We start from the raw sequence: 18623 nt of genomic DNA on the forward strand, positions 1-18623 counted from the left end.
GCCAACTGGGTGTATCGCGCACCGGCTACTGCCAATGGCGAACGCGGCCGCCGAGTCCGCGCGCGCAGGCCAATGCGGCGCTGGATGCGCAGGTGGCTGCGCTTCACGCCCAGTACAAGTGCCGCTACGGCCGCCCACGGATTCTGCGGGAGCTGGGACAGCCGATCGGGCACGAGCGCGTACGCAAGAGCCTGCAGCGCCAGGGGCTGCGCCCGCTGTATCGGCGACCCTACCGGGTGACGACGGACTCGGATCATCGCAAGCCGGTAGCCCCGAATGTGCTCGATCGTCGCTTCGACGGCTGGCAGATCAATCAGGCGTGGGTCGGCGACATCACCTACATCGCTACGGCCGAGGGCTGGCTGTATCTGGCCTGCGTCATGGACTTGGCCAGCCGCCGTATCGTCGGCTGGTCGATGAGCGATCGCATCAAGGCCGATCTGGTTTGTCAGGCGCTCAAATCCGCGTATTGGCAGCGCAAGCCGGTGCCGGGACTGATCATGCACACGGACCGTGGCAGCCAATACGCTGGCGATCGGCACCGCGCGCTGATCAAGGATTTCCGCATGGTCCAGTCCATGAGTCGCAAGGGCAACTGCTGGGACAACGCACCGATGGAGAGCTTCTTCAAGACGCTCAAGGTCGAGCGCGTGCATCAGCTACGCTACGACACGCGGGCGCAGGCCCGGCTCGATATCGTCGATTGGGTCGAGGGCTTCTACAATCGGCAACGCATGCACTCGGCGATCAACTATCAGATTCCCGTGGCTGCAGAGTCAGGCCTCAAGGCCGCATAGGCTGCTGTACGTCGAAACGAGGCAAGGTCACAATGGAGTTGAGCCGGCTATTGAGGCATATGCCAGTCAAAGACCGGGAGCAGATCAGCGAGCGCGAAATTGACCAGATTACATCGCTAGTGTCTGATCCAGACCCAACAGTTAGTGGGTGCGCGGTTGATTCTTTGGGTTATGTCGGAAGACGTGCTGAGCGAGCCGCTCCTGCAGTCCGAGCATATTTGGCGCAAGTGCAAGCTGAGGAGAAGGCCATGATACTAAAGCCTTCGGTTTCAAAGACTATCCCAGCGTACCTGGCGCTTGAGAGCATCACAGGTGAGTCGCCGCCAACTGGTGTTATTCGATAATCTGAGAGCGGGCAGCGAGAGTTGGCAGAGGAAAACCGGCGGTTGAAGAAGATGTACGCTGAGGCGTAACTGGGCATCGTTGCTCAGGGGAGCCTTGGACAAAAAAATGGTGAGGCCATCTCAGCCGCCCCTAGCTGCTTCATGAATTTAGGGATAGAAGGGCTAACGCTAAGCGCTCGATAGGCCGTTCTTCGATTTCCGCGACTTTATTTAACGGTAATAGCCGCTGCAGCAGACGCTCAGCGCCCGACGACTTCCACTTTGACCGGATCGAGCTCCGCGCAGCGGCTGCTTCGATTTTGCGTGCCGAGCTTGGCATCGACGCAGCCCTGCAGCAGCGGCATCAGGATGGGACTCGGGTTGCGCAGGGGCTCGACCATCGGCAGGCCGCGCGCATCGTTCCAGAACGCGCGATGCGTGGAGAAGTTCTTGAAGTAGACCTTGATCAGGTCCGGGTAGTCGTAAATGCCGGTGAACGCTGTCGGTATCAACAAGCTGCGTGACCGCTTCTCGCGACTGTCCGGGTCGAAGCTGTAGGCCGCGATCCAATAACCTTCGCACTGCGCCTTCCTGCAGGCCGTGCTCGCGCCGTGATCGATGCGCAATTGATAGCGCAGCGTCGCGAGCTCACCGTTCTGCGCGACTTTCGCGACCCGATAAAGAATGGGCTGCTCGGGGCTAAAGCGCGTCCATTCGCCGAAGCGCAGCAGCGTCGCCGCCGGTGTCGCCGCTGCTGCGGTGAGCGCTGTGGGCGGTGTGACGCTCGCAGGCGTCGTGACCGGCGCTGCGGGCTTGGACGCAATGACGGGAGCGACGACCGCTGCGGGCCTGGGGGGTGCGGCAGGCGTGATCACCGGAGCCGGCAGTGCCGCGACCGCGGCCGGTGCGACCGCTGCGGGCACCGGCGCCGAGATCGGGATCGGAATCGCGATCGGCAGTGCGACGGCCGCGGCGATTTCAGGGCCCACGACCGGCAGCGCCTTGATCGTGAGCTGGTTCAAGAAGCGCCGAATGCGCTCGTCCATCGACCAGGCTTCGCTGCCGTCCGCAAACGTGTACTGCAGCAGATCCTGCTGATGCTGCCTGAGCGAGCCGACGGTGCGCGTCTGCGCGCCCTTGCATGAGAGCTGCGACACTGCGAACTTGGTGGCGCGTGGATCCTCGAACGAACCGATCAGCGCGCCGCGATTGAAGACGCGCGCCTTCAGCGGCACCGTGCGATTCGCCGCGCGCGCGAGCGTGTAGGCGATGCGAATGTCGTCGCCGCAAGCCATGAACTGATAGCGGATCTCGGCGCTGTCGAGCGGTGGCCCGATCACCACGTTCGCGGTCTTGCCGATCGACGCGCCGATCTCCTGCGAACGCTGCGGACCGTATTTTCGCGGGCGCGGTTTTTCCGCGGCGCCTGCGGGCGCTTTGGAGCTGACCACTTCGGTGACCTTGCAGCCGGTCGGCGTCGCCGATGCGCAGGATTTCTGCTGACCGCGACGGTCGTAGGTCGTCATCGGACCGGACAGATCGCCGTTGGCGTCGAGCGTGCCGACGAGCTTGGCATCATGGCTCCAGAACACCACGGGCCCGGCGCGGCACTCGCCCTCGGGGCCGAGCACGCAGTCCTTGATTTCGCCACCCGAAAAAATCCAGCGGCCGCTGCCGACCCACTTCATGTCGTAGCCCTGCGTGCGCAAAACGCCGTGCAGGGTTTCCTTCGACGGCAGGCGCATCACCGCTTCGCCATTGCAGGCGCCCGTCGCATCGACCACGCATTCGAGCTTGCGGCCGTCGGGATGAATCGTGACCGAGATGCCTTCGTATTCGTCGATGCCCGACTGGATGCGCAGCGATTCGATCTTGCGTTTGCCGTCCGGAAAGAAGGTGGTGAGCTGGCCTTCGCAGCGCCCGCTCGGCGCATAGCTGCAGACGCTGCGCAGGCCGGAGTTTTCGGTGCGCGTGAGCGTGCCGAGCCAGACCACTTCCTGCGGGGCGATCAGCGCGCGCAGTCCGCTCAGGCGTTCGCCGCCTTCGCTCAGTGTGGCAGGGCCCAGGCAATCACCGCTCGGCAAGCGCTTGCTGCAGCTCCAGTCCGCGGCCGCGCCTGCCGCATGCAGCAGCAACGCCAACGGCAGCAGCGCTCGAACGAGCCCGCGGACAGTCATCCGACGATGAGTCACGATCTTTTCTTTCCCCGTGAAAAAGACGCTTTCCGAAGATTCGTTTTTGGGACGTTCTCCCCTTCACTAGCATAGCGCCAGTTTGCCGAGACCCCGGTTCGTATCCAGCGTGCGCGGCGAGCCGCCCAGTGGTCATGTGCGCTGCGTCCTTGCGAGCGCTCGTCTGCGGCAGGCAGACTCGCTACGCGGTTTGGGTGACTCAGGCGGTCGTCATGCGAAGGGGAAGCGTGATGCTCGTGTGGCCGCGCATATCGGTGGCTTTTTTCGAACGGGGGTTTTCAGATGATTCGTGAATTCATGCGGGCCTGCGCCGTGGTCGCGCTGGCCTTCGCCGGCTGCGCCCAGGCGCAGGAACAGACGCAGCAGTCCGATCCCGCCGCGACGGCCTGGCGGGCCGCCAACGAGGCCATGCAGCGCGGGCCGAGCGACGTGCCGCTCAAGAGCGAGGCCACGCTGCATCTGCCCGAGGGCTTCGGCTTCGTTCCGCGCGAGCAGTCCATCGCGGTCATGAACGTGATGGGCAACCAGACCGGCGACGACTTCATCGGCCTGGTGTTTCCGATCGCGGACGAGGAGCAGCACTGGTTCGCCACGCTCGACTACACCGGCGACGGGTACATCGAAGACGAGGAAGCCAAGAACTGGAATGCGGACGAGCTGCTCGACAATCTCAGGAAAGGCACCGAGCACGGCAATGAATTCCGCCAGCAGCACGGTGCGCAGCCGATCGAGGTGACCGGCTGGGTGGAATCGCCCGCCTACGACGCGGCGACGCATCGACTCGTGTGGTCGGTCGGCATCAAGGACAAGGGTGCCGCGGCGAGTGCCGACGACGGCGTCAACTACAACACCTATGTGCTCGGACGCGAAGGCTACATCTCGCTGAACTTCATCACCTCCAAGGCGGCGATCGAAGCCGAGAAGCCGATCGCGCGCCAGCTGCTCGCCGCGGTGGAGTTCAACCAGGGTCGCAGCTACGCGGATTTCTCGGCTTCGACCGACAAGATCGCGGCTTACGGCATCGGCGCGCTCGTCGGTGGCGCGCTGCTCAAGAAAGCCGGCCTGTTCGCGGTGGCGGCGGCTTTCTTCGCCAAATTCTTCAAGCTGATTCTGGTCGGCCTCGCGGCGATCGGCATGCCGATCTATCGCAAGTTCTTCAAGAAGAATTCGCCCTGAGTTTTCAGCGAGTGCGAACGTGATCAAAGGCCTGTTGCTGCTGCTCACCGCGGGCAAGTTCGGCAAGCTGTTGCTGAGCAGCGGCAGCATGCTGCTGTCGGTCGCCGTCTATGGCTGGATGTTCGGCTGGCCGTACGCGGTCGGCATCGTCGCGCTGCTGTTCGCGCACGAGATGGGGCACTACCTCGCCGCGCGCAGCAAGGGGCTCGAAGTCGGCCTGCCGACGTTCATTCCGTTCGTCGGCGCCTGGGTGGCGCTCAAGCAGATGCCGCGCGATGCCGAGACCGAGGCCTACATCGGCCTCGCCGGCCCGCTGATCGGTTCGCTCGCCGCACTCGGTGTCTACTGGATCGCGCGCGACCAGCATGCGCCGTGGCTCTACGCGGTCGCCTACGCGGGCTTCATGCTCAATCTGTTCAACCTGATTCCGCTGTCGCCGTTCGATGGCGGACGCATCACCGCTGTGCTGTCCCCACGCATCTGGCTGCTCGGCGTGCCGATGCTGATCGCGCTGTTCTTTCATCGACCGTCGCCGCTGCTGATCCTGATGGCCGTGCTCGCCGCGCCGCAGGTCATGAAGGCGCTGCGTCACGATTCGACCACCGAGGAGGCGAAGTCCTATTACGGCAGCGCGAGCGCCGAGACGCGCTTTACCTACGCGGTGCTGTATCTCGGGCTCGCGGCGTTTCTCGCGCTCATGTGCGACCAGCTGCATCGCTCGCTGCCGCGCGCGAGCTTCTGAAGCGCTGCGGGTACACTGGATCATCGTCGCCGACTTCGTGCGACTCATTGAACTCCGGAAAACCCCATGACGTCCCGCCTGCACATCAGCGACCGCTTCGACAGCGGCGCCATCGAAGTTCTCTCGCTCGACGATCCGGCCGATATCCGGCTGCGCATACGCCCCGATACGCAGGCCGAGTTCGCGCAGTGGTTCCATTTTCGCCTGAGCGGCGCGCGCGGCCTGGTCTGCAATTTCACATTCGAGAACGCCGGCGAATGCGCGTACCCGGATGGCTGGCGCCACTACAGCGTCGCGGTCAGCGACGACGGCGAACGCTGGTATCGCGTGCCGGCGAGCTATGACGGCAAGCAGCTGCGTTTTTCGCTGACGCCGAAAGTCGATGCGGTCACCATCGCCTACTTCGAGCCTTATTCGGAATCGCGTCATCAGGCCTTCATGGCGCAGGTGCAGACGCATGCGTCGGTAAGGCTCAGCGAAGTTGGCCGCTCGGTGCAGGGCCGTCCGCTCGATCTGCTGACCATCGGCACGCCCGGCGAGGGCAAGCGCAAGCTCTGGATCATCGCGCGCCAGCATCCGGGCGAAACCATGGCCGAATGGCTCGTCGAAGGCCTGCTCAAGCGCCTGCTGAACCTCGGCGATCACGCGGGCGATCCGCTCGGCAACAAGCTATTGCAGCATGCGGTGTTCTACGTCGTGCCGAACATGAATCCGGACGGCGCGGCGCTCGGCAACCTGCGCACGAATGCGGTCGGCGCGAACCTCAATCGCGAATGGATGGAGCCGAGCGCCGGGCGCAGCCCCGAAGTGCTCGCGGTGCGTGAGGCGATCGCGGCGACCGGCTGCGATTTCTTTCTCGACGTGCACGGCGACGAAGCGCTGCCATACGTCTTCGTCGACGGCTGCGGCGGCCTGCCGACCTTCGACGACGCGCAGGCCGCGGAGCAGAAAGCGTTCCTGCAGCGCTTCCTGCGCGCGAGCCCGGATTTCCAGACCCAGCACGGTTACCTGAGCAATCACTTCCGCGAAGAAGTGCTCAAGCTCGCGACCAAGTACATCGGCTATCACTACCGCTGCCTCGCGCTGACGCTCGAGCTGCCGTTCAAGGACAACGCCAACGATCCGCGCCCCGAAACGGGCTGGAACGGAGCGCGCAGCGCAGCGCTCGGAGCCGCCCTGATCAGTGCCCTGTACTGGCACGTGGTGCCTGGCGCCGACGTCTAGTCGGCTCCGGTGTCGATCACGAAAAAGCCCGCTCGCAGCGGGCTCTTTCGGAGGTGTATCGATCGATGCCGATCAATAATGCGCGACCAGCGGCTCGGCGTTGTCCCACAGCCGCAGCCATTCGTTCTTGTATTCCTGCGCGAGCGGCGCGTGGTTGCGGATGTAGAGCACGTTCTCGGCGTTGCGATCGGCCGCGGCCTGCGTGTAGTTGAAGCTGCCGGTCTGAATCGACACGCCGTCGATGACCATGAACTTGTCGTGCATGACCGCGTAGACCGTGCTCACGCGCACCGGAATGCCGGCGTTGGCGAGCGACTGCGGGCCGTTGTACTGGATGCTGCGGCTCGACTGATCCGCCACCACGCGCACGTCGATGCCGCGCTTGCGCGCCTCGACGAGCGCCTTGGCGATCGAGCGCGAGGTGAAGCTGTACGCGGCCACGTCGATCGAACTGCGCGCATCGCGAATGCCTTCGAGCACGAGCGCCTCGGCGGTCAGATCGCCGATGCCCGGCGAGAACGCGACCGCCACGTCGGCGGCGAAGGAGCGTTGCCCGAAGGCGAGCAGGATCAGGAACAGCAGGGCGGTGACGGGAGCGCGGACGGGCGAGGGAGCGGTTTTCATGGCGATCTGTGAGACTGGACAGGAACGGGTTCTAACATTAATGTTAGACACTATTGTTAGTTCAGTCGCCGGAAGTCAAGCCCGGAGTCCTCATGGAAGCCCTTACCGAACGTCAGGCCCAGATTCTCGAATTCCTGCAGCGGCACATCGAAAGCCAGGGCCGCCCGCCGACCCAGGCCGAGCTCGCGCTCGCCTTCGGCTTCAAGGGGCGCACGGCCGCGCGTGATCAGCTGCTGCAGCTCGCCCGCAAGGGCTACATCGAGTTCAACGAAGGCACCGCGCGCGGCCTGCGCGTGCTGCGCAGCCCGCTGAGCGCGCTGCCCGCCAATCGCGTGCCGATCGTCGGGCGCATCGCCGCAGGCTCGCCGGTGCTGTCGGACGAGAACGTCGAGGATTTCCTGACCATCGACCCGGACATGTTCCGGCCGCGCGCCGATTACTTTCGGCGCGTGCAGGGCGAGTCGATGGTGAGCGCCAACATCTTCGATGGCGATCTCGTCGGTTTGCATGCCACTTACGAGGCCGCGCGCGGGCAGATCGTCGCCGTGCGCATCGAAGACCCGGCTACCGGCGAGCCCACGCTGACGCTCAAGCGCCTGCAGCGCGAGCGCGAGGTGGTGGTGCTGTACTCGGAGAATCCGGATCAGGACAGCTATCCGCCGATCCGTCTCGATCCGAGGGAGCAGTTGTTCCAGGTAGAAGGTCTGTTCGTCGGCTTGATTCGAGCGCGGACGCACTGACATTGAATCGTGGCGCGGGAAAGCGGCCGGGAAACCGGGCGTGAAACCATGCACGCGGCGCCGGCGCCTATTCCGAAGGCGCCGGCGCCCCGCTTTCCCGTCCTGCGATGTTGTTTTTGACCGGCCGAGCCGGACTCGGCGAGCCTGGCTTCAGCCGACCAGGTTGTCGAGGTCGACTCGCTCGCCGATGGGTTTTTTCCAGAGTGCGATGTTCTTGATCGGCGCCTTGAAGTAGGGACTCAGCTTGATGAGTCCGAGCAGGGCCTGGTTGGCGGCGGCGCCGACGGCGTCCATCGGGCGGTCGAAATCGAGGAACAGCACGACGCGGCGATCCGGCGTGTCGTTGTGGACTTCGTGCTCGTAGGTGTCGTCGAACAGCACGGCCTTGCCTTCGGTCCAGCTGTAGCGCTGGTCGTCGACGCGGATCCAGCAGCGTTCGCGGTCCTTCGGCACTTCGAGCGCGAGATGGCAGCGCACGAGGGCGCGCGTCGGGCCGCGGTGCGGCGGAATTTTGGTGCCGGGCGCGAGGATCGAGAACCAGGCGTTCTGCAGGCCGGGCAATGAATCGAGCACCGCCGCGGTATGCGGGCAGCGCTCGCGGTTGTAGTCGATGCGCTCGCCGAGCATCAGGAACGCGAAGGTCGTCCACTGGCGGCCTTTCGAAATGCGCGACTGGTCGGGCGAGAGGTCGTGGAAGGCCGGAATGTCGTCCGGGCGCTTGAGCACCTCGTCGAGCTCGCGGCGAATCTCGCGCCAGTTGGCTTCGAGCGTGGCGAGCTGCGGGAAGTCTTCGGCGAACAGGAAGGGGCTGACCGGAATCTTCGAGTGCTTGCCCTGGAAGGCCCAGAGCGAGCGCAGCAGGTTCTTGCCGCCGACATGCACGAGCTGGTGCAGCGGCGAGCGCTTGCGGGCTGTTGAGCCCGCGGCTTCTGTTTTCATGGAAGGAGTGTGGGGTGCTTGGGATGCGAAGCAGCGGGTCAGCCAGTCGATCAGCCCATCCAGCGGCGGATCAGACGCACTTCTTCAGATGCGCATCGAGCAGGCTGCGCGCCGCCGCGCCGGCGTTCACGGCCGGGCCGCCGTCGCACGGAAAGATCAGTCGCGATTGCACGCTGCCGCTCATCAGCAGCATGAGGCCGTCGCCGAGCACGTCGGGGTCGCGGGCCTGCATCTGGTGGGCGAGCGCGCGAAAGCGGGCGCGGATCTCGGTCTTGTGCTCGCGCACGACCATCAGCGCCGGATGGTCCTCTTCGCGGATTTCGACGGCTGCATTGGCCATCGGGCAACCGCGCATGTTGGTGTCGCAGGGGCTGGCGGCGAACAAGGCCTCGCACTGGGCGCGCGGGTTGCCCTCGTGGGCGGCCATGACGCTGTCCCACCAGAGCCAGAAGTCGCGTTCGGAATCGCGCAGATACTCGGCGACGAGCTCGTCCTTGGACGAGAAGCTTCGGTAGAAGCTCATCTTGTTGGTGCCGGCTTCGTTGGCGATCGCATCGACGCCGACGCTGCGGATGCCCTGTTTGTAGAACAGGTCGCAGGCGGTATCGAAGATGCGATCGCGCACGCAGGGCTTGCGCGTCGTTTCACGTGCGGTGTCGGTCGTGGTCACGTCGGCCATAGCCGTGTCGCTCTGTTTCATTTTTCTCCAACCCTCTTGACAGTGGGTGTTACCGGTCAGTAACGTATCACACATTGTTACTGACCGGTAACACCCATCTGCACATTCTCTGCTCATCCGACCGCTCGGTAAAGCGGCACCCGGATGAGGGACCTGGGAATTTTAGTGGAGCGGGCCGGGCGGGGCATCTCGAAGCTTGAACAAGAAGTTTGGATCGCTGTTCCAAGAAAAAGGGGTTGGTCATGAGTCACCGCATTTCCTTTCGCAACACCACCCGCCGCATCACCCGTCGCATCTGGGGCGGCGCTGCCGTCGCGGCTCCGCTGCTCTACCTCGCGCTGCTCACGGGCTGCGAGCGCGCCGAATCCCAGCCGGCTCCGCCGCCTCCGCCGTCCGTCACCGTCAGCAAAGCCCAGCAGGGTGACGTCACCGATTGGGCCGAATTTACCGGCCGCTTCGAGGCCGTCGACCACGTCGAACTGCGGCCGCGCGTGTCGGGCTACATCGAATCGGTGCGCTTCCACGAAGGCGCCGAGGTCAAGAAGGGCGACGTGCTGTTCGTGATCGATCCGCGCCCCTACAAGGCCGCGCTCGATCGCGCCGAAGGCGAACTGGCCCGCATCCGTGCGCAGGCCGCCTACGCCAGCAGCGAGTCGCAGCGCGCCGAGCGCCTGCTGAGCTCGAAGGCGATCAGCCAGGGTGAGCACGATTCCCGGGTCAGCCAGAGCAGCCAGTCGCAGGCCGACGTGCGTTCGGCCCAGGCCGCGGTCGACGCGGCTCGCCTGAACCTGGAATTCACGCGCGTGGTGTCGCCGATCGCCGGCCGCGTGTCGCGTGCGGTGGTCACCGAAGGCAACTACGTGAGTGCCGGCGGCAGCGTGCTGACGTCGGTGGTGTCGCTCGATCCGATCTACGTTTCGTTCGACGGCGACGAGCAGAGCTATCTGAACTTCCGTCCCAGGGTCGGCGGCGACAGTCCCAACAGCGCGGTTTTCGTCGGGCTCGCCAACGAAGAGGGGTATCCGCACACGGGCCAGCTCAACTTCCTCGACAACGCGCTGAACCCCGCCACCGGCACCATCCGCGTGCGCGCCCTGCTCGCGAATCCCGATCGCCAGTTCACGCCGGGCCTGTTCGCCCGCGTGCGCATTCCGGGCAGCGAGCGCTATTCGACGACGCTGGTCCCCGAAGCGGCCATCGCCACCGACCAGGATCGTCGCTACGTGCTCGTCGTCGACGACACCGGCACCGTCGAGTATCGCCCGGTGCAGCTCGGCAGCGTGCACGAAGGCAAGCGCGTGGTTCGCGATGGCCTCAAGCCCGGCGAACAGGTGGTCGTGAGCGGCCTGCAGCGTGCGCGCCCGGGCTCCAAGGTCACGCCGCAATCGGCCGATCAGCCGGCGCAGGCTTCGAACAACAACAGCCCGGCCAAATCTTGAACGTAGCGGCCTAGGGAGCAAGCCATGAGACTCACCCACTTCTTCATCGAGCGGCCGATTTTCGCCGGCGTGCTCTCGGTGCTGATCCTGCTCGCCGGCCTGGTTTCGGCCTTCGTGCTGCCGGTTTCGGAGTACCCGGAAGTCAGCCCGCCCACCGTCGTCGTCACCGCGCAGTATCCGGGCGCCAACCCGCAGGTCATCGCCGACACCGTGTCGTCGCCGCTAGAGCAGGAAATCATCGGCGTCGAGGGCATGATCTACATGAACTCGCAGGCGCAGCAGGACGGCACGCTGCAGATCACCGTGGTGTTCCGCCAGGGCACCGACATCGACACCGCGCAGGTGCAGGTGCAGAACCGCGTCGCCCAGGCGCTGCCGCGCTTGCCCGAGGAGGTCCGCAACTTCGGCGTCACCACGCGCAAGAGCTCGCCCGACCTCACGATGGTCGTGCATCTGTTCTCGCCCGATGGCCGCTACGATGGCCTCTACCTGCGCAACTACGCGGTGATCCAGGTGCGCGACGTGCTCGCGCGTCTGCCCGGCGCGGGCGACGTGCGTATCTTCGGCGCCGGCGACTACGCCATGCGCCTATGGCTCGATCCGCAGAAGATGGCCTCGCGCGACCTGACCACCGGTGACGTCATCGGCGCCGTGCGCGAGCAGAACGTGCAGGTCGCTGCCGGTAGCGTCGGCAGCGCGCCGATGCACTCCGATGTCGAGTTCCAGCTCGCGATCAATGCGCAGGGTCGTCTGACCAACGAGCAGGAGTTCGGCGACATCGTGCTCAAGACCGGTGCCGATGGCTCGGTGACGCGACTGCGCGATGTCGCTCGATTGGAGATGGGCGCCGGCGAATACGCGCTGCGCAGCCTGCTCGACAACAAGTCGGCAGTCGCGTTGCCGGTGTTCCTGCAGCCCGGCGCCAATGCGCTCGACCTCGCCAAGAACGTGCGCGCGACGATGGCCGAGCTCAAGAAGAGCTTCCCCGAAGGCGTCGATTACTCGGTGGTCTACGACCCGACCGTGTTCGTCAGCGACTCGATCAAGAAGGTCATGGAGACGCTCGTCGAGGCGACGCTGCTCGTCGTGCTCGTGGTGCTGCTGTTCCTGCAGCGCTGGCGGGCGGCGCTGATCCCGATCATCGCGGTGCCGGTGTCGATCATCGGCACGCTCGCGGCGCTGCAGTTCTTCGGCTTCTCGCTCAACACGCTGACCTTGTTCGGGCTCGTGCTCGCGGTCGGCATCGTCGTCGACGATGCGATCGTGGTCGTCGAGAACGTCGAGCGCGGAGTGGCCGAAGGACTCACGCCGCGCGCGGCCGCGCACCGTTCGATGGACGAAGTGGGCGGCGCGATCATCGCGATCTCGCTGGTGCTCTGCGCGGTGTTCGTGCCGCCGGCATTGGTGCCCGGATTCACCGGCCTGTTCTATCGCCAGTTCGCGCTGACCATCGCGTTCGCCTCGGTGATTTCGGCGATCAACTCGCTGACCTTGTCGCCGGCGCTCGCCGCGCTGCTGCTGCGCGATCACCACGCCCGGCCCGACGCGCTGCAGCGTGTCATCGACGGCTCGCTCGGCTGGTTCTTCCGCCCGTTCAATCGTGCCTTCGATGCGACCGGCAACGGCTATACGACCGCGGTGCGCCGCATCCTGCGCTTCGGCGTGATCGGTCTGGTCGTCTACGCCGGCCTCGTGCTGTTCGCGGGCGGCGCGTTCAAGGCCGCGCCGACCGGCTTCGTGCCGGCGCAGGACAAGGGCTATCTCGTCACCATCGTGCAGCTGCCGCCATCGGCCTCGATCGAGCGCACCGAACGCATCGCCAAGCAGGTCGGTGAAATCGCGCTCAAGGAACCCGGCGTGATTCACGCGGTGCAGTTCCCGGGCCTGTCGATCAACGGCTTCACGCGTTCGTCGAATGCGGCCGTGGTGTTCCTGACGCTCGCGCCGTTCGAAGAGCGCGGCAGCGACATCACCGGGCAATCGATCGCGGCGAGCCTGAACCAGAAGCTGTCGGCGATCGACGGCGCGATGATCTTCGCGGTCGCGCCGCCGCCAATCCAGGGCTTCGGTCCGGCCGGCGGCATCAAGCTGCAGATCGAAGACAAGACCAACCGCAGCCAGCAGGAGCTCTACGCGCTCACGCAGGAAGTGCTCGCCAAGGTGCGCAGCAATCCGCAGCTCATGAACGCCTTCAGCAACTACGACGTCAACGCTCCGCAGCTCTACGCCGACATCGATCGCGTGCAGGCCAAGCAGCTCGGCATCAGGCTCGGCGATGTGTTCCAGACCCTGCAGACCTACCTGGGCTCGTTCTACATCAACGACTTCAACAGCTTCGGCCGCACTTTCCGCGTGATCGCGCAGGCCGACGAGCAGTATCGCGATCGTCCGCAGGATGCGCTGCTGCTCAAGACGCGCAATGCCGAAGGCGAGATGGTGCCGCTCGGCAGCGTGCTCAAGCTGCGCGAAAGCTTCGGCGCGACCACGGTGCAGCGCTACAACGGCTATCCGTCGGCCGACGTCAACGCCGCTCCGGCGCCCGGCGTGAGCTCGGGCCAGGCGGTCGCGGCGCTCACGCAGATCGCCGAGCAGACGCTGCCGCCCGGCGTGGGCTACGACTGGACCGAGATCACCTATCAGCAGGTGCAGAAGGACGCGCTCGGCTACGTGTTCCCGCTCTGCGTGCTGCTGGTGTTCCTGGTGCTGTCGGCGCAGTACGAAAGCCTGCGCCTGCCGCTCGCGGTGATCCTGATCGTGCCGATGTGCCTGCTGTCGGCCTCGCTCGGCATCCTGATGATGGGCTCGGAGATCAACATCTTCACGCAGATCGGCCTGTTCGTGCTGATCGGCCTGTCGGCGAAGAACTCGATCCTGATCGTCGAGTTCGCCCGCGAGAAGCAGGCCGAAGGCATGGGCGTGATCGAAGCGGCGCTCGAAGCCTGCCGTCTGCGCCTGCGCCCGATCATCATGACCAGCGTCGCCTTCATTCTCGGCGTGCTGCCGCTGGTGCTCGCCACCGGCGCGGGCGCCGAGATCCAGCGCTCGATGGGCATCGCGGTGTTCTTCGGCATGATCGGCGTGACCTTCTTCGGCCTGTTCTTCACGCCGCTGTTCTACGTGGCCATGCGCGGCTGGAGCGAGCGCAAGAAGGCGCTCGAGGTCGAAGTCACCCCAACCAATCACACGGCCGAGCACGCCGTGACGCATCAGTGAGCGAAGCGCACGCAGGCTCATCCACCCCGTATCGGAGAATTTCCATGCAACAGAAGATCGCACTCGTCACCGGCGGCAATCGCAGCATCGGCTTCGAAACCGCGCGCCAGCTCGCGCAGAAAGGCGTGCACGTGATCATCGGCGCGCGTCGTCGCGGCCAGGGCGTCGAAGCGGCCATGCAGCTGCAACTGCAGGGCTTGTCGGTCGAGACCGTCGAGCTCGACGTGTCGAACCGCAACACGATTCTCGCGGCGGCCGACGAAATCGGCCGCAAGCACGGCCGGCTCGACATTCTCGTCAACAACGCCGGCATTGTCGGCGACAAGCCGGGCACCGCCTCGCAGCAGCCGGTGTCGGACTGGCGCGTGGTGTTCGACACCAACCTGTTCGGCGTCATCGAGACCACGCAGGCGTTCCTACCGCTACTCCGGAAATCCGACGCCGGCCGCATCGTCAACGTGTCGAGCGCGCTCGGCTCGATGGCGCTGCATGCGCAGCCCGGCACGCTCGACGCGTTCAAGAACCTGTCGGCCTACAACGTCTCCAAGAGCGCCTTGAACGCGTACACGCTGCATCTGGCGCATGAGCTCGGCGGAACGAGCATCAAGGTCAATGCGATCCACCCGGGCTACGTGAAGTCCGACATGAACAAGGGCGGCGGCGATCTCGACCTCGCCACCGGCGCGAAGACCAGTGTCGATCTCGCGCTGATCGACAGTGATGGCCCGAACGGTAGCTTCTCTCATCTCGGTGAAACACTGCCTTGGTGAGACTGTAGCGGCCGTTTGCAGTCCTCTCTCCCGCTTGCGAGAGGGGGGGCGTCAGGACCGGGAGGGGATTTGGCGGTGCTCTCGCCGGCGACAAAAGCCCCTCTCTCCCTTCGCTGACGCGAGGGACTCTCTCCCGCAAGCGGGAGAGAGGAACGGCAGGGCCGCGACGATCAACGACGACCAAATCCGCTTTCCACTTCGAAAAAGATCAAAGGAATCCCATGACGCTCAAGCTCCACACGCCCACGCAACTCGGTGATCTGAGCCTGCGCAACCGCATCGTGATGTCGCCGATGACGCGCACGCGCAACGAACCCGGCCATGTGCCGGGCGCACTCGTGGTCGAGCATTACGCCGATCGCGCCGATGCCGGCCTGATCATCACCGAATGCACCAGCGTTTCGGCCGACGCCTCGGCCTTCGGCGACGATCCGGGCATCTACAACGAGGCGCAGGTCGCCGGCTGGAAGCGCGTGACCGATGCCGTGCACGCCAAGGGTGGGCTCATCGCGTTGCAGATCTGGCATCCGGGCCGCGCCACGCACCCGTTTCTGAACAATGGTGCGGAGTCGATCTCGTCGACCGATCGCGCGATTCGCGACGACGGCATCCACACGCCCAAGGGCACGGTGCCGCAAGCCAGGCCGCGTGCGCTGCGCACCGACGAGATCCCGGGCATCGTCGCCCAGTTCAAGGCTGGCGCCGAAAATGCCAGGCGCGCGGGCTTCGATGCGATCCAGATCCACGGCGCCCACGGCTATCTGATCGACCAGTTCCTGCGCAGCAGCGTCAACGATCGCAGCGACGAATACGGCGGCTCGATCGAGAACCGCGCACGCCTGCTGCTCGAGATCACCGATGCGATCATCGGCGTGTTCGGCGCCGGCCGCGTCGGCGTGCGCATTTCGCCGCTCGTGGCCTACAACGACATCAGCGATGCCGATCCGCAGGCGCTCGTTGCCTATGTCGCCGAGCAGTACGCCCGGCGCGGTGCCGGCTTCTTCGAACTGCGCCACAACGATCATCGTGTCGCCGAGGAACTCGAACTCGCGCGCATCGCCCGCGCCAGGCTCGGTTCGGTGCCGCTGCTGCGCAACGGCGGCTATGGCGGTGCCGATGGTGACGAGGACCTCGTCGCCGGTCGCGCCGACGCCATCGTCTACGGCAAGCCCTTCATCGCCAATCCCGATCTGGTCTCGCGTCTCGCCAGCGGCACCGAACTCAATGCGGTCGATTTCACCACGCTCTACGCGGGTGGCGCGAAGGGCTACAACGACTATCCGCGGCTCGCTGCTTCATAAGCGACAGCTGCAAGAGGGAGTTTCACCATGAAGACTTCATCATCGCTGCTCAAACTCTCGCCGCTGCTGGCCGCGCTGCTCGCGGCCTGCGCGGTCGGGCCCGACTACGAGCGCCCGGCGCCGCAGACGCAGGCGAGCTTCGCCAATGTCGCCGGCAGCGACGAGTTCCAGCAGGCCCAGCCGGTGGTCGCGTTCTGGACCGTGTTCGACGATGCGCAGCTCACCACGATCGTCGAGCAGTCGCTGCGCTCGAATCACGACCTGCGCATCGCGCTCGCCAACTTGAACCAGGCGCGCGCGCTGCGCCGCGAAGCCAAGTTCGACTACCTGCCGACGATCACGGCCGATGCGGGCTATACGCATCGCCTGCAGCCCGAAGCGCAGCTGCCGGGCTTCGGCCGCGACGTGCGCGAGAACGAAATCTACAGCGGCGGCTTCGACGCCACCTGGGAGCTCGACTTCTTCGGCCGCGTGCGCCGCGCGAACCAGGCCAGCAAGGCGACCGAACAGGCGCTGGCAGCCACGCTCGCCGACGCGCAAGTCAGCGTTGCCGCCGAAGTCGCTCGCACCTACTTCGAACTGCGTGGGGCGCAGGAGCGCCACGCGGTGGCGGCGCGCAATGCCGACAACCAGCTGCAGACCGTGCAGCTCGCCAAGGCCCAGCTCGACGCCGGCAGCGGCACCGAATTCGACGTCGCGCGTGCGCAGGCCCAGCTGTCGACGACGCTGTCGGCGCTGCCGCAGTTCGATGCGAACGTGCAGAACGCGATCCACCGGCTGTCGGTGCTGACCGGCCAGCAGCCGAACGCGCTGCAGGACACGCTGCGTCCGATCAAGGCGCTGCCCGAGCTGCCCAAGCTCACCGCGATCGGTTCTCCGGAGGATCTGCTGCGCCGTCGCGCCGACATCCGTGCGGCCGAACGCCGGCTCGCGGCCTCGACCGCGCAGGTCGGCGTGGCGACGGCCGATCTGTTTCCGCGCGTGAGCTTCCGCGGCGAAATCGGATTCGCCGCCGGCAGCGTCGACGACATCGGTCATGCCGCCGGCGAAACCTGGAGCTACGGGCCGGGCATCACCTGGGCCGCATTCGATCTGGGCCGCGTCAAGGCGCGCATCGACCAGACCAAGGCGATGCAGGACGGCAGCCTCGCACGCTACGAGCAGACCGTGCTGCGGGCGCTCGAGGAAACCGAGAACGCGCTGGTCTCGTACAGCCGCTCGCGCCGGCAGCTCGAATACCTGCGCGATAGCGTCGCCGCCGGTGATCGCGCGGTGGAGCTCGCGCACGTGCGCTACGACGGCGGGGCCAGCGGCTTCCTCGACGTGCTCACGGCCGAGCGTGCGCAGCTGCAGGCCCAGGACGAACTCGCCGCCGCCCGTACCGCGACCGGTACGCATCTGATCGCGCTGTACAAGGCGCTCGGCGGCGGTTGGACCGCGCGCGATTCGGCAGTCGCGAAACAAAGCGATGCAAGCGGTTCAGTTGCGAGCGTGCCAGCCTCGCGCATGATCGCACCCGAGCGCATCGCCGCGATGTCGCTTCCTCACTCGGCGGCTCCTTGAGTCTCAGCAAGCCATGATCGATCTGCACTACTGGACCACGCCGAACGGCCACAAGGTCACGCTGTTTCTCGAAGAGAGCGGCCTGCCGTACCGGCTGTTGCCGGTCAACATCCTGCGCGGCGCGCAGTTCGAACCGCAGTTTCTCGCCATCGCCCCGAACAACCGCATTCCGGCCATCGTCGACCACGAGCCACAAGGCGGCGGTGCGCCGGTGTCGCTGTTCGAGTCGGGCGCGATCCTGCTGTATCTGGCCGAGAAGACGCAGCGTTTCATTCCCACCGATCTGCATGGCCGGGCCGAAGTGCTGCAATGGCTGTTCTGGCAGATGGGCGGGCTCGGGCCGATGGCCGGGCAGAACCATCACTTCGCCCGCTACGCGCCCGAAAAGCTGCCGTATGCGATCGAGCGCTATCGCAAGGAAACCGCCCGGCTCTACGGCGTGCTCGACCGGCGCCTGGCCGATCGGGTCTTCATTGCCGGCGACGACTACAGCATCGCCGACATGGCGAGCTATCCGTGGATCGTTCCGCATGCGGACCAGGGCCAGTCTCTGGACGATTTTCCAAATCTGAAACGCTGGTTCGAAGCGATCCGGCAAAGGCCCGGCACGATTCGCGCTTACGAGTTGGCAGACCGCCTCTCGAAATCGACCGGAAATCTCTCTCCCACGGACGATGAGGCTCGCCGTGTACTGTTCGGACAAGATGCAAAACGCTGACGCCACCGTTGAAGACCCCGCACCGCGGAATCCGCAGGGCTGCGACCACGCCCCCTCGCAGGAGCCGTGGCTGCAGCTGCTGCTGATTCCACTCGCGCTGGCGACGCTGCTGCTGTTCTCGCTGCACGGAAGCGCAGCCTGAGCGTAAGCGTGGGAGGCGTCCCGTTTCGAGGCACGCCGCTC

At 65.5% G+C, this 18623-nt stretch carries 16 protein-coding genes; 12 read left to right on the forward strand and 4 right to left on the reverse strand.

The window, feature by feature from the left end; translation table 11 throughout:
• Positions 1 to 797 (forward strand): IS3 family transposase (locus AC3WUM_RS00005; RefSeq protein ID WP_492407994.1); only part of this gene is annotated, 797 nt, incomplete at its 5' end.
• A gap of 583 nt (positions 798 to 1380) precedes the next feature.
• On the opposite strand, the gene AC3WUM_RS00010 is transcribed toward AC3WUM_RS00005, so the two are convergent.
• Positions 1381 to 3312, reverse strand: coding sequence for a hypothetical protein (locus AC3WUM_RS00010; protein ID WP_492407995.1), 1932 nt, complete (start codon positions 3310 to 3312; stop codon positions 1381 to 1383).
• Positions 3313 to 3594: 282 nt separating this feature from the next.
• On the opposite strand from AC3WUM_RS00010, the gene AC3WUM_RS00015 reads away from it, so the two are divergent.
• The 3 genes from AC3WUM_RS00015 to AC3WUM_RS00025 all read left to right on the forward strand — a co-directional run bounded on the left by AC3WUM_RS00015 (position 3595) and on the right by AC3WUM_RS00025 (position 6454).
• Positions 3595 to 4488: a DUF2167 domain-containing protein gene (locus AC3WUM_RS00015; protein WP_492407996.1), complete on the forward strand. Its 894-nt coding sequence runs from the start codon at positions 3595 to 3597 to the stop codon at positions 4486 to 4488.
• Between the two features lie 19 nt (positions 4489 to 4507).
• The gene (locus tag AC3WUM_RS00020; protein WP_492407998.1) at positions 4508 to 5230 is read left to right on the forward strand and encodes a site-2 protease family protein; all 723 of its coding nucleotides are present in this window, start codon (positions 4508 to 4510) and stop codon (positions 5228 to 5230) included.
• A gap of 66 nt (positions 5231 to 5296) precedes the next feature.
• Positions 5297 to 6454, forward strand: a complete 1158-nt coding sequence (locus AC3WUM_RS00025; RefSeq protein ID WP_492407999.1) for a M14 family metallopeptidase — start codon at positions 5297 to 5299, stop codon at positions 6452 to 6454.
• A gap of 72 nt (positions 6455 to 6526) precedes the next feature.
• Here the strand turns inward: AC3WUM_RS00025 and AC3WUM_RS00030 are convergent, their stop codons facing one another.
• Positions 6527 to 7078: a phospholipase D family nuclease gene (locus AC3WUM_RS00030; RefSeq protein ID WP_492408000.1), complete on the reverse strand. Its 552-nt coding sequence runs from the start codon at positions 7076 to 7078 to the stop codon at positions 6527 to 6529.
• 92 nt (positions 7079 to 7170) lie between these two features.
• Between AC3WUM_RS00030 and lexA the strand changes: the two genes are divergently transcribed.
• The gene (gene lexA, locus AC3WUM_RS00035) at positions 7171 to 7818 is read left to right on the forward strand and encodes a transcriptional repressor LexA (protein ID WP_322266893.1); all 648 of its coding nucleotides are present in this window, start codon (positions 7171 to 7173) and stop codon (positions 7816 to 7818) included.
• A 150-nt stretch (positions 7819 to 7968) separates the two neighbouring features.
• Here lexA and AC3WUM_RS00040 read toward each other — a convergent pair whose 3' ends face one another.
• Together AC3WUM_RS00040 and AC3WUM_RS00045 are read right to left on the reverse strand one after the other, a co-directional pair.
• Positions 7969 to 8757: an aspartyl/asparaginyl beta-hydroxylase domain-containing protein gene (locus AC3WUM_RS00040; RefSeq protein WP_492408001.1), complete on the reverse strand. Its 789-nt coding sequence runs from the start codon at positions 8755 to 8757 to the stop codon at positions 7969 to 7971.
• A 70-nt stretch (positions 8758 to 8827) separates the two neighbouring features.
• Positions 8828 to 9457 (reverse strand): TetR/AcrR family transcriptional regulator, encoded by a 630-nt coding sequence (locus tag AC3WUM_RS00045; RefSeq protein WP_492408003.1) that lies wholly within the window; start codon positions 9455 to 9457, stop codon positions 8828 to 8830.
• 221 nt (positions 9458 to 9678) lie between these two features.
• On the opposite strand from AC3WUM_RS00045, the gene AC3WUM_RS00050 reads away from it, so the two are divergent.
• The 7 genes from AC3WUM_RS00050 to AC3WUM_RS00080 all read left to right on the forward strand — a co-directional run bounded on the left by AC3WUM_RS00050 (position 9679) and on the right by AC3WUM_RS00080 (position 18582).
• Positions 9679 to 10875 (forward strand): efflux RND transporter periplasmic adaptor subunit, encoded by a 1197-nt coding sequence (locus AC3WUM_RS00050; RefSeq protein WP_492408004.1) that lies wholly within the window; start codon positions 9679 to 9681, stop codon positions 10873 to 10875.
• Positions 10876 to 10899: 24 nt separating this feature from the next.
• Positions 10900 to 14088, forward strand: a complete 3189-nt coding sequence (locus AC3WUM_RS00055) for an efflux RND transporter permease subunit (RefSeq protein WP_492408005.1) — start codon at positions 10900 to 10902, stop codon at positions 14086 to 14088.
• Between the two features lie 44 nt (positions 14089 to 14132).
• Positions 14133 to 14858 carry an SDR family oxidoreductase gene (locus AC3WUM_RS00060; RefSeq protein ID WP_492408006.1) on the forward strand — a complete coding sequence of 242 codons (726 nt, stop codon included), beginning with the start codon at positions 14133 to 14135 and terminating at the stop codon, positions 14856 to 14858.
• A 221-nt stretch (positions 14859 to 15079) separates the two neighbouring features.
• Positions 15080 to 16159, forward strand: coding sequence for an alkene reductase (locus AC3WUM_RS00065; protein ID WP_492408007.1), 1080 nt, complete (start codon positions 15080 to 15082; stop codon positions 16157 to 16159).
• A 27-nt stretch (positions 16160 to 16186) separates the two neighbouring features.
• Complete coding sequence (locus tag AC3WUM_RS00070) at positions 16187 to 17722, forward strand: efflux transporter outer membrane subunit (RefSeq protein WP_492408008.1); 1536 nt, start codon at positions 16187 to 16189, stop codon at positions 17720 to 17722.
• A 13-nt stretch (positions 17723 to 17735) separates the two neighbouring features.
• Positions 17736 to 18440: a glutathione binding-like protein gene (locus AC3WUM_RS00075; protein WP_492408009.1), complete on the forward strand. Its 705-nt coding sequence runs from the start codon at positions 17736 to 17738 to the stop codon at positions 18438 to 18440.
• A complete protein-coding gene (locus tag AC3WUM_RS00080; protein ID WP_492408010.1) occupies positions 18427 to 18582 on the forward strand; it encodes a hypothetical protein in 156 nt (51 codons plus the stop codon). The genes AC3WUM_RS00075 and AC3WUM_RS00080 overlap by 14 nt, the downstream gene beginning before the upstream one ends.
• Positions 18583 to 18623: the final 41 nt, after the last annotated feature.

The sequence above is a fragment of the Hydrocarboniphaga sp. FW305-C-57 genome (assembly GCF_058783045.1).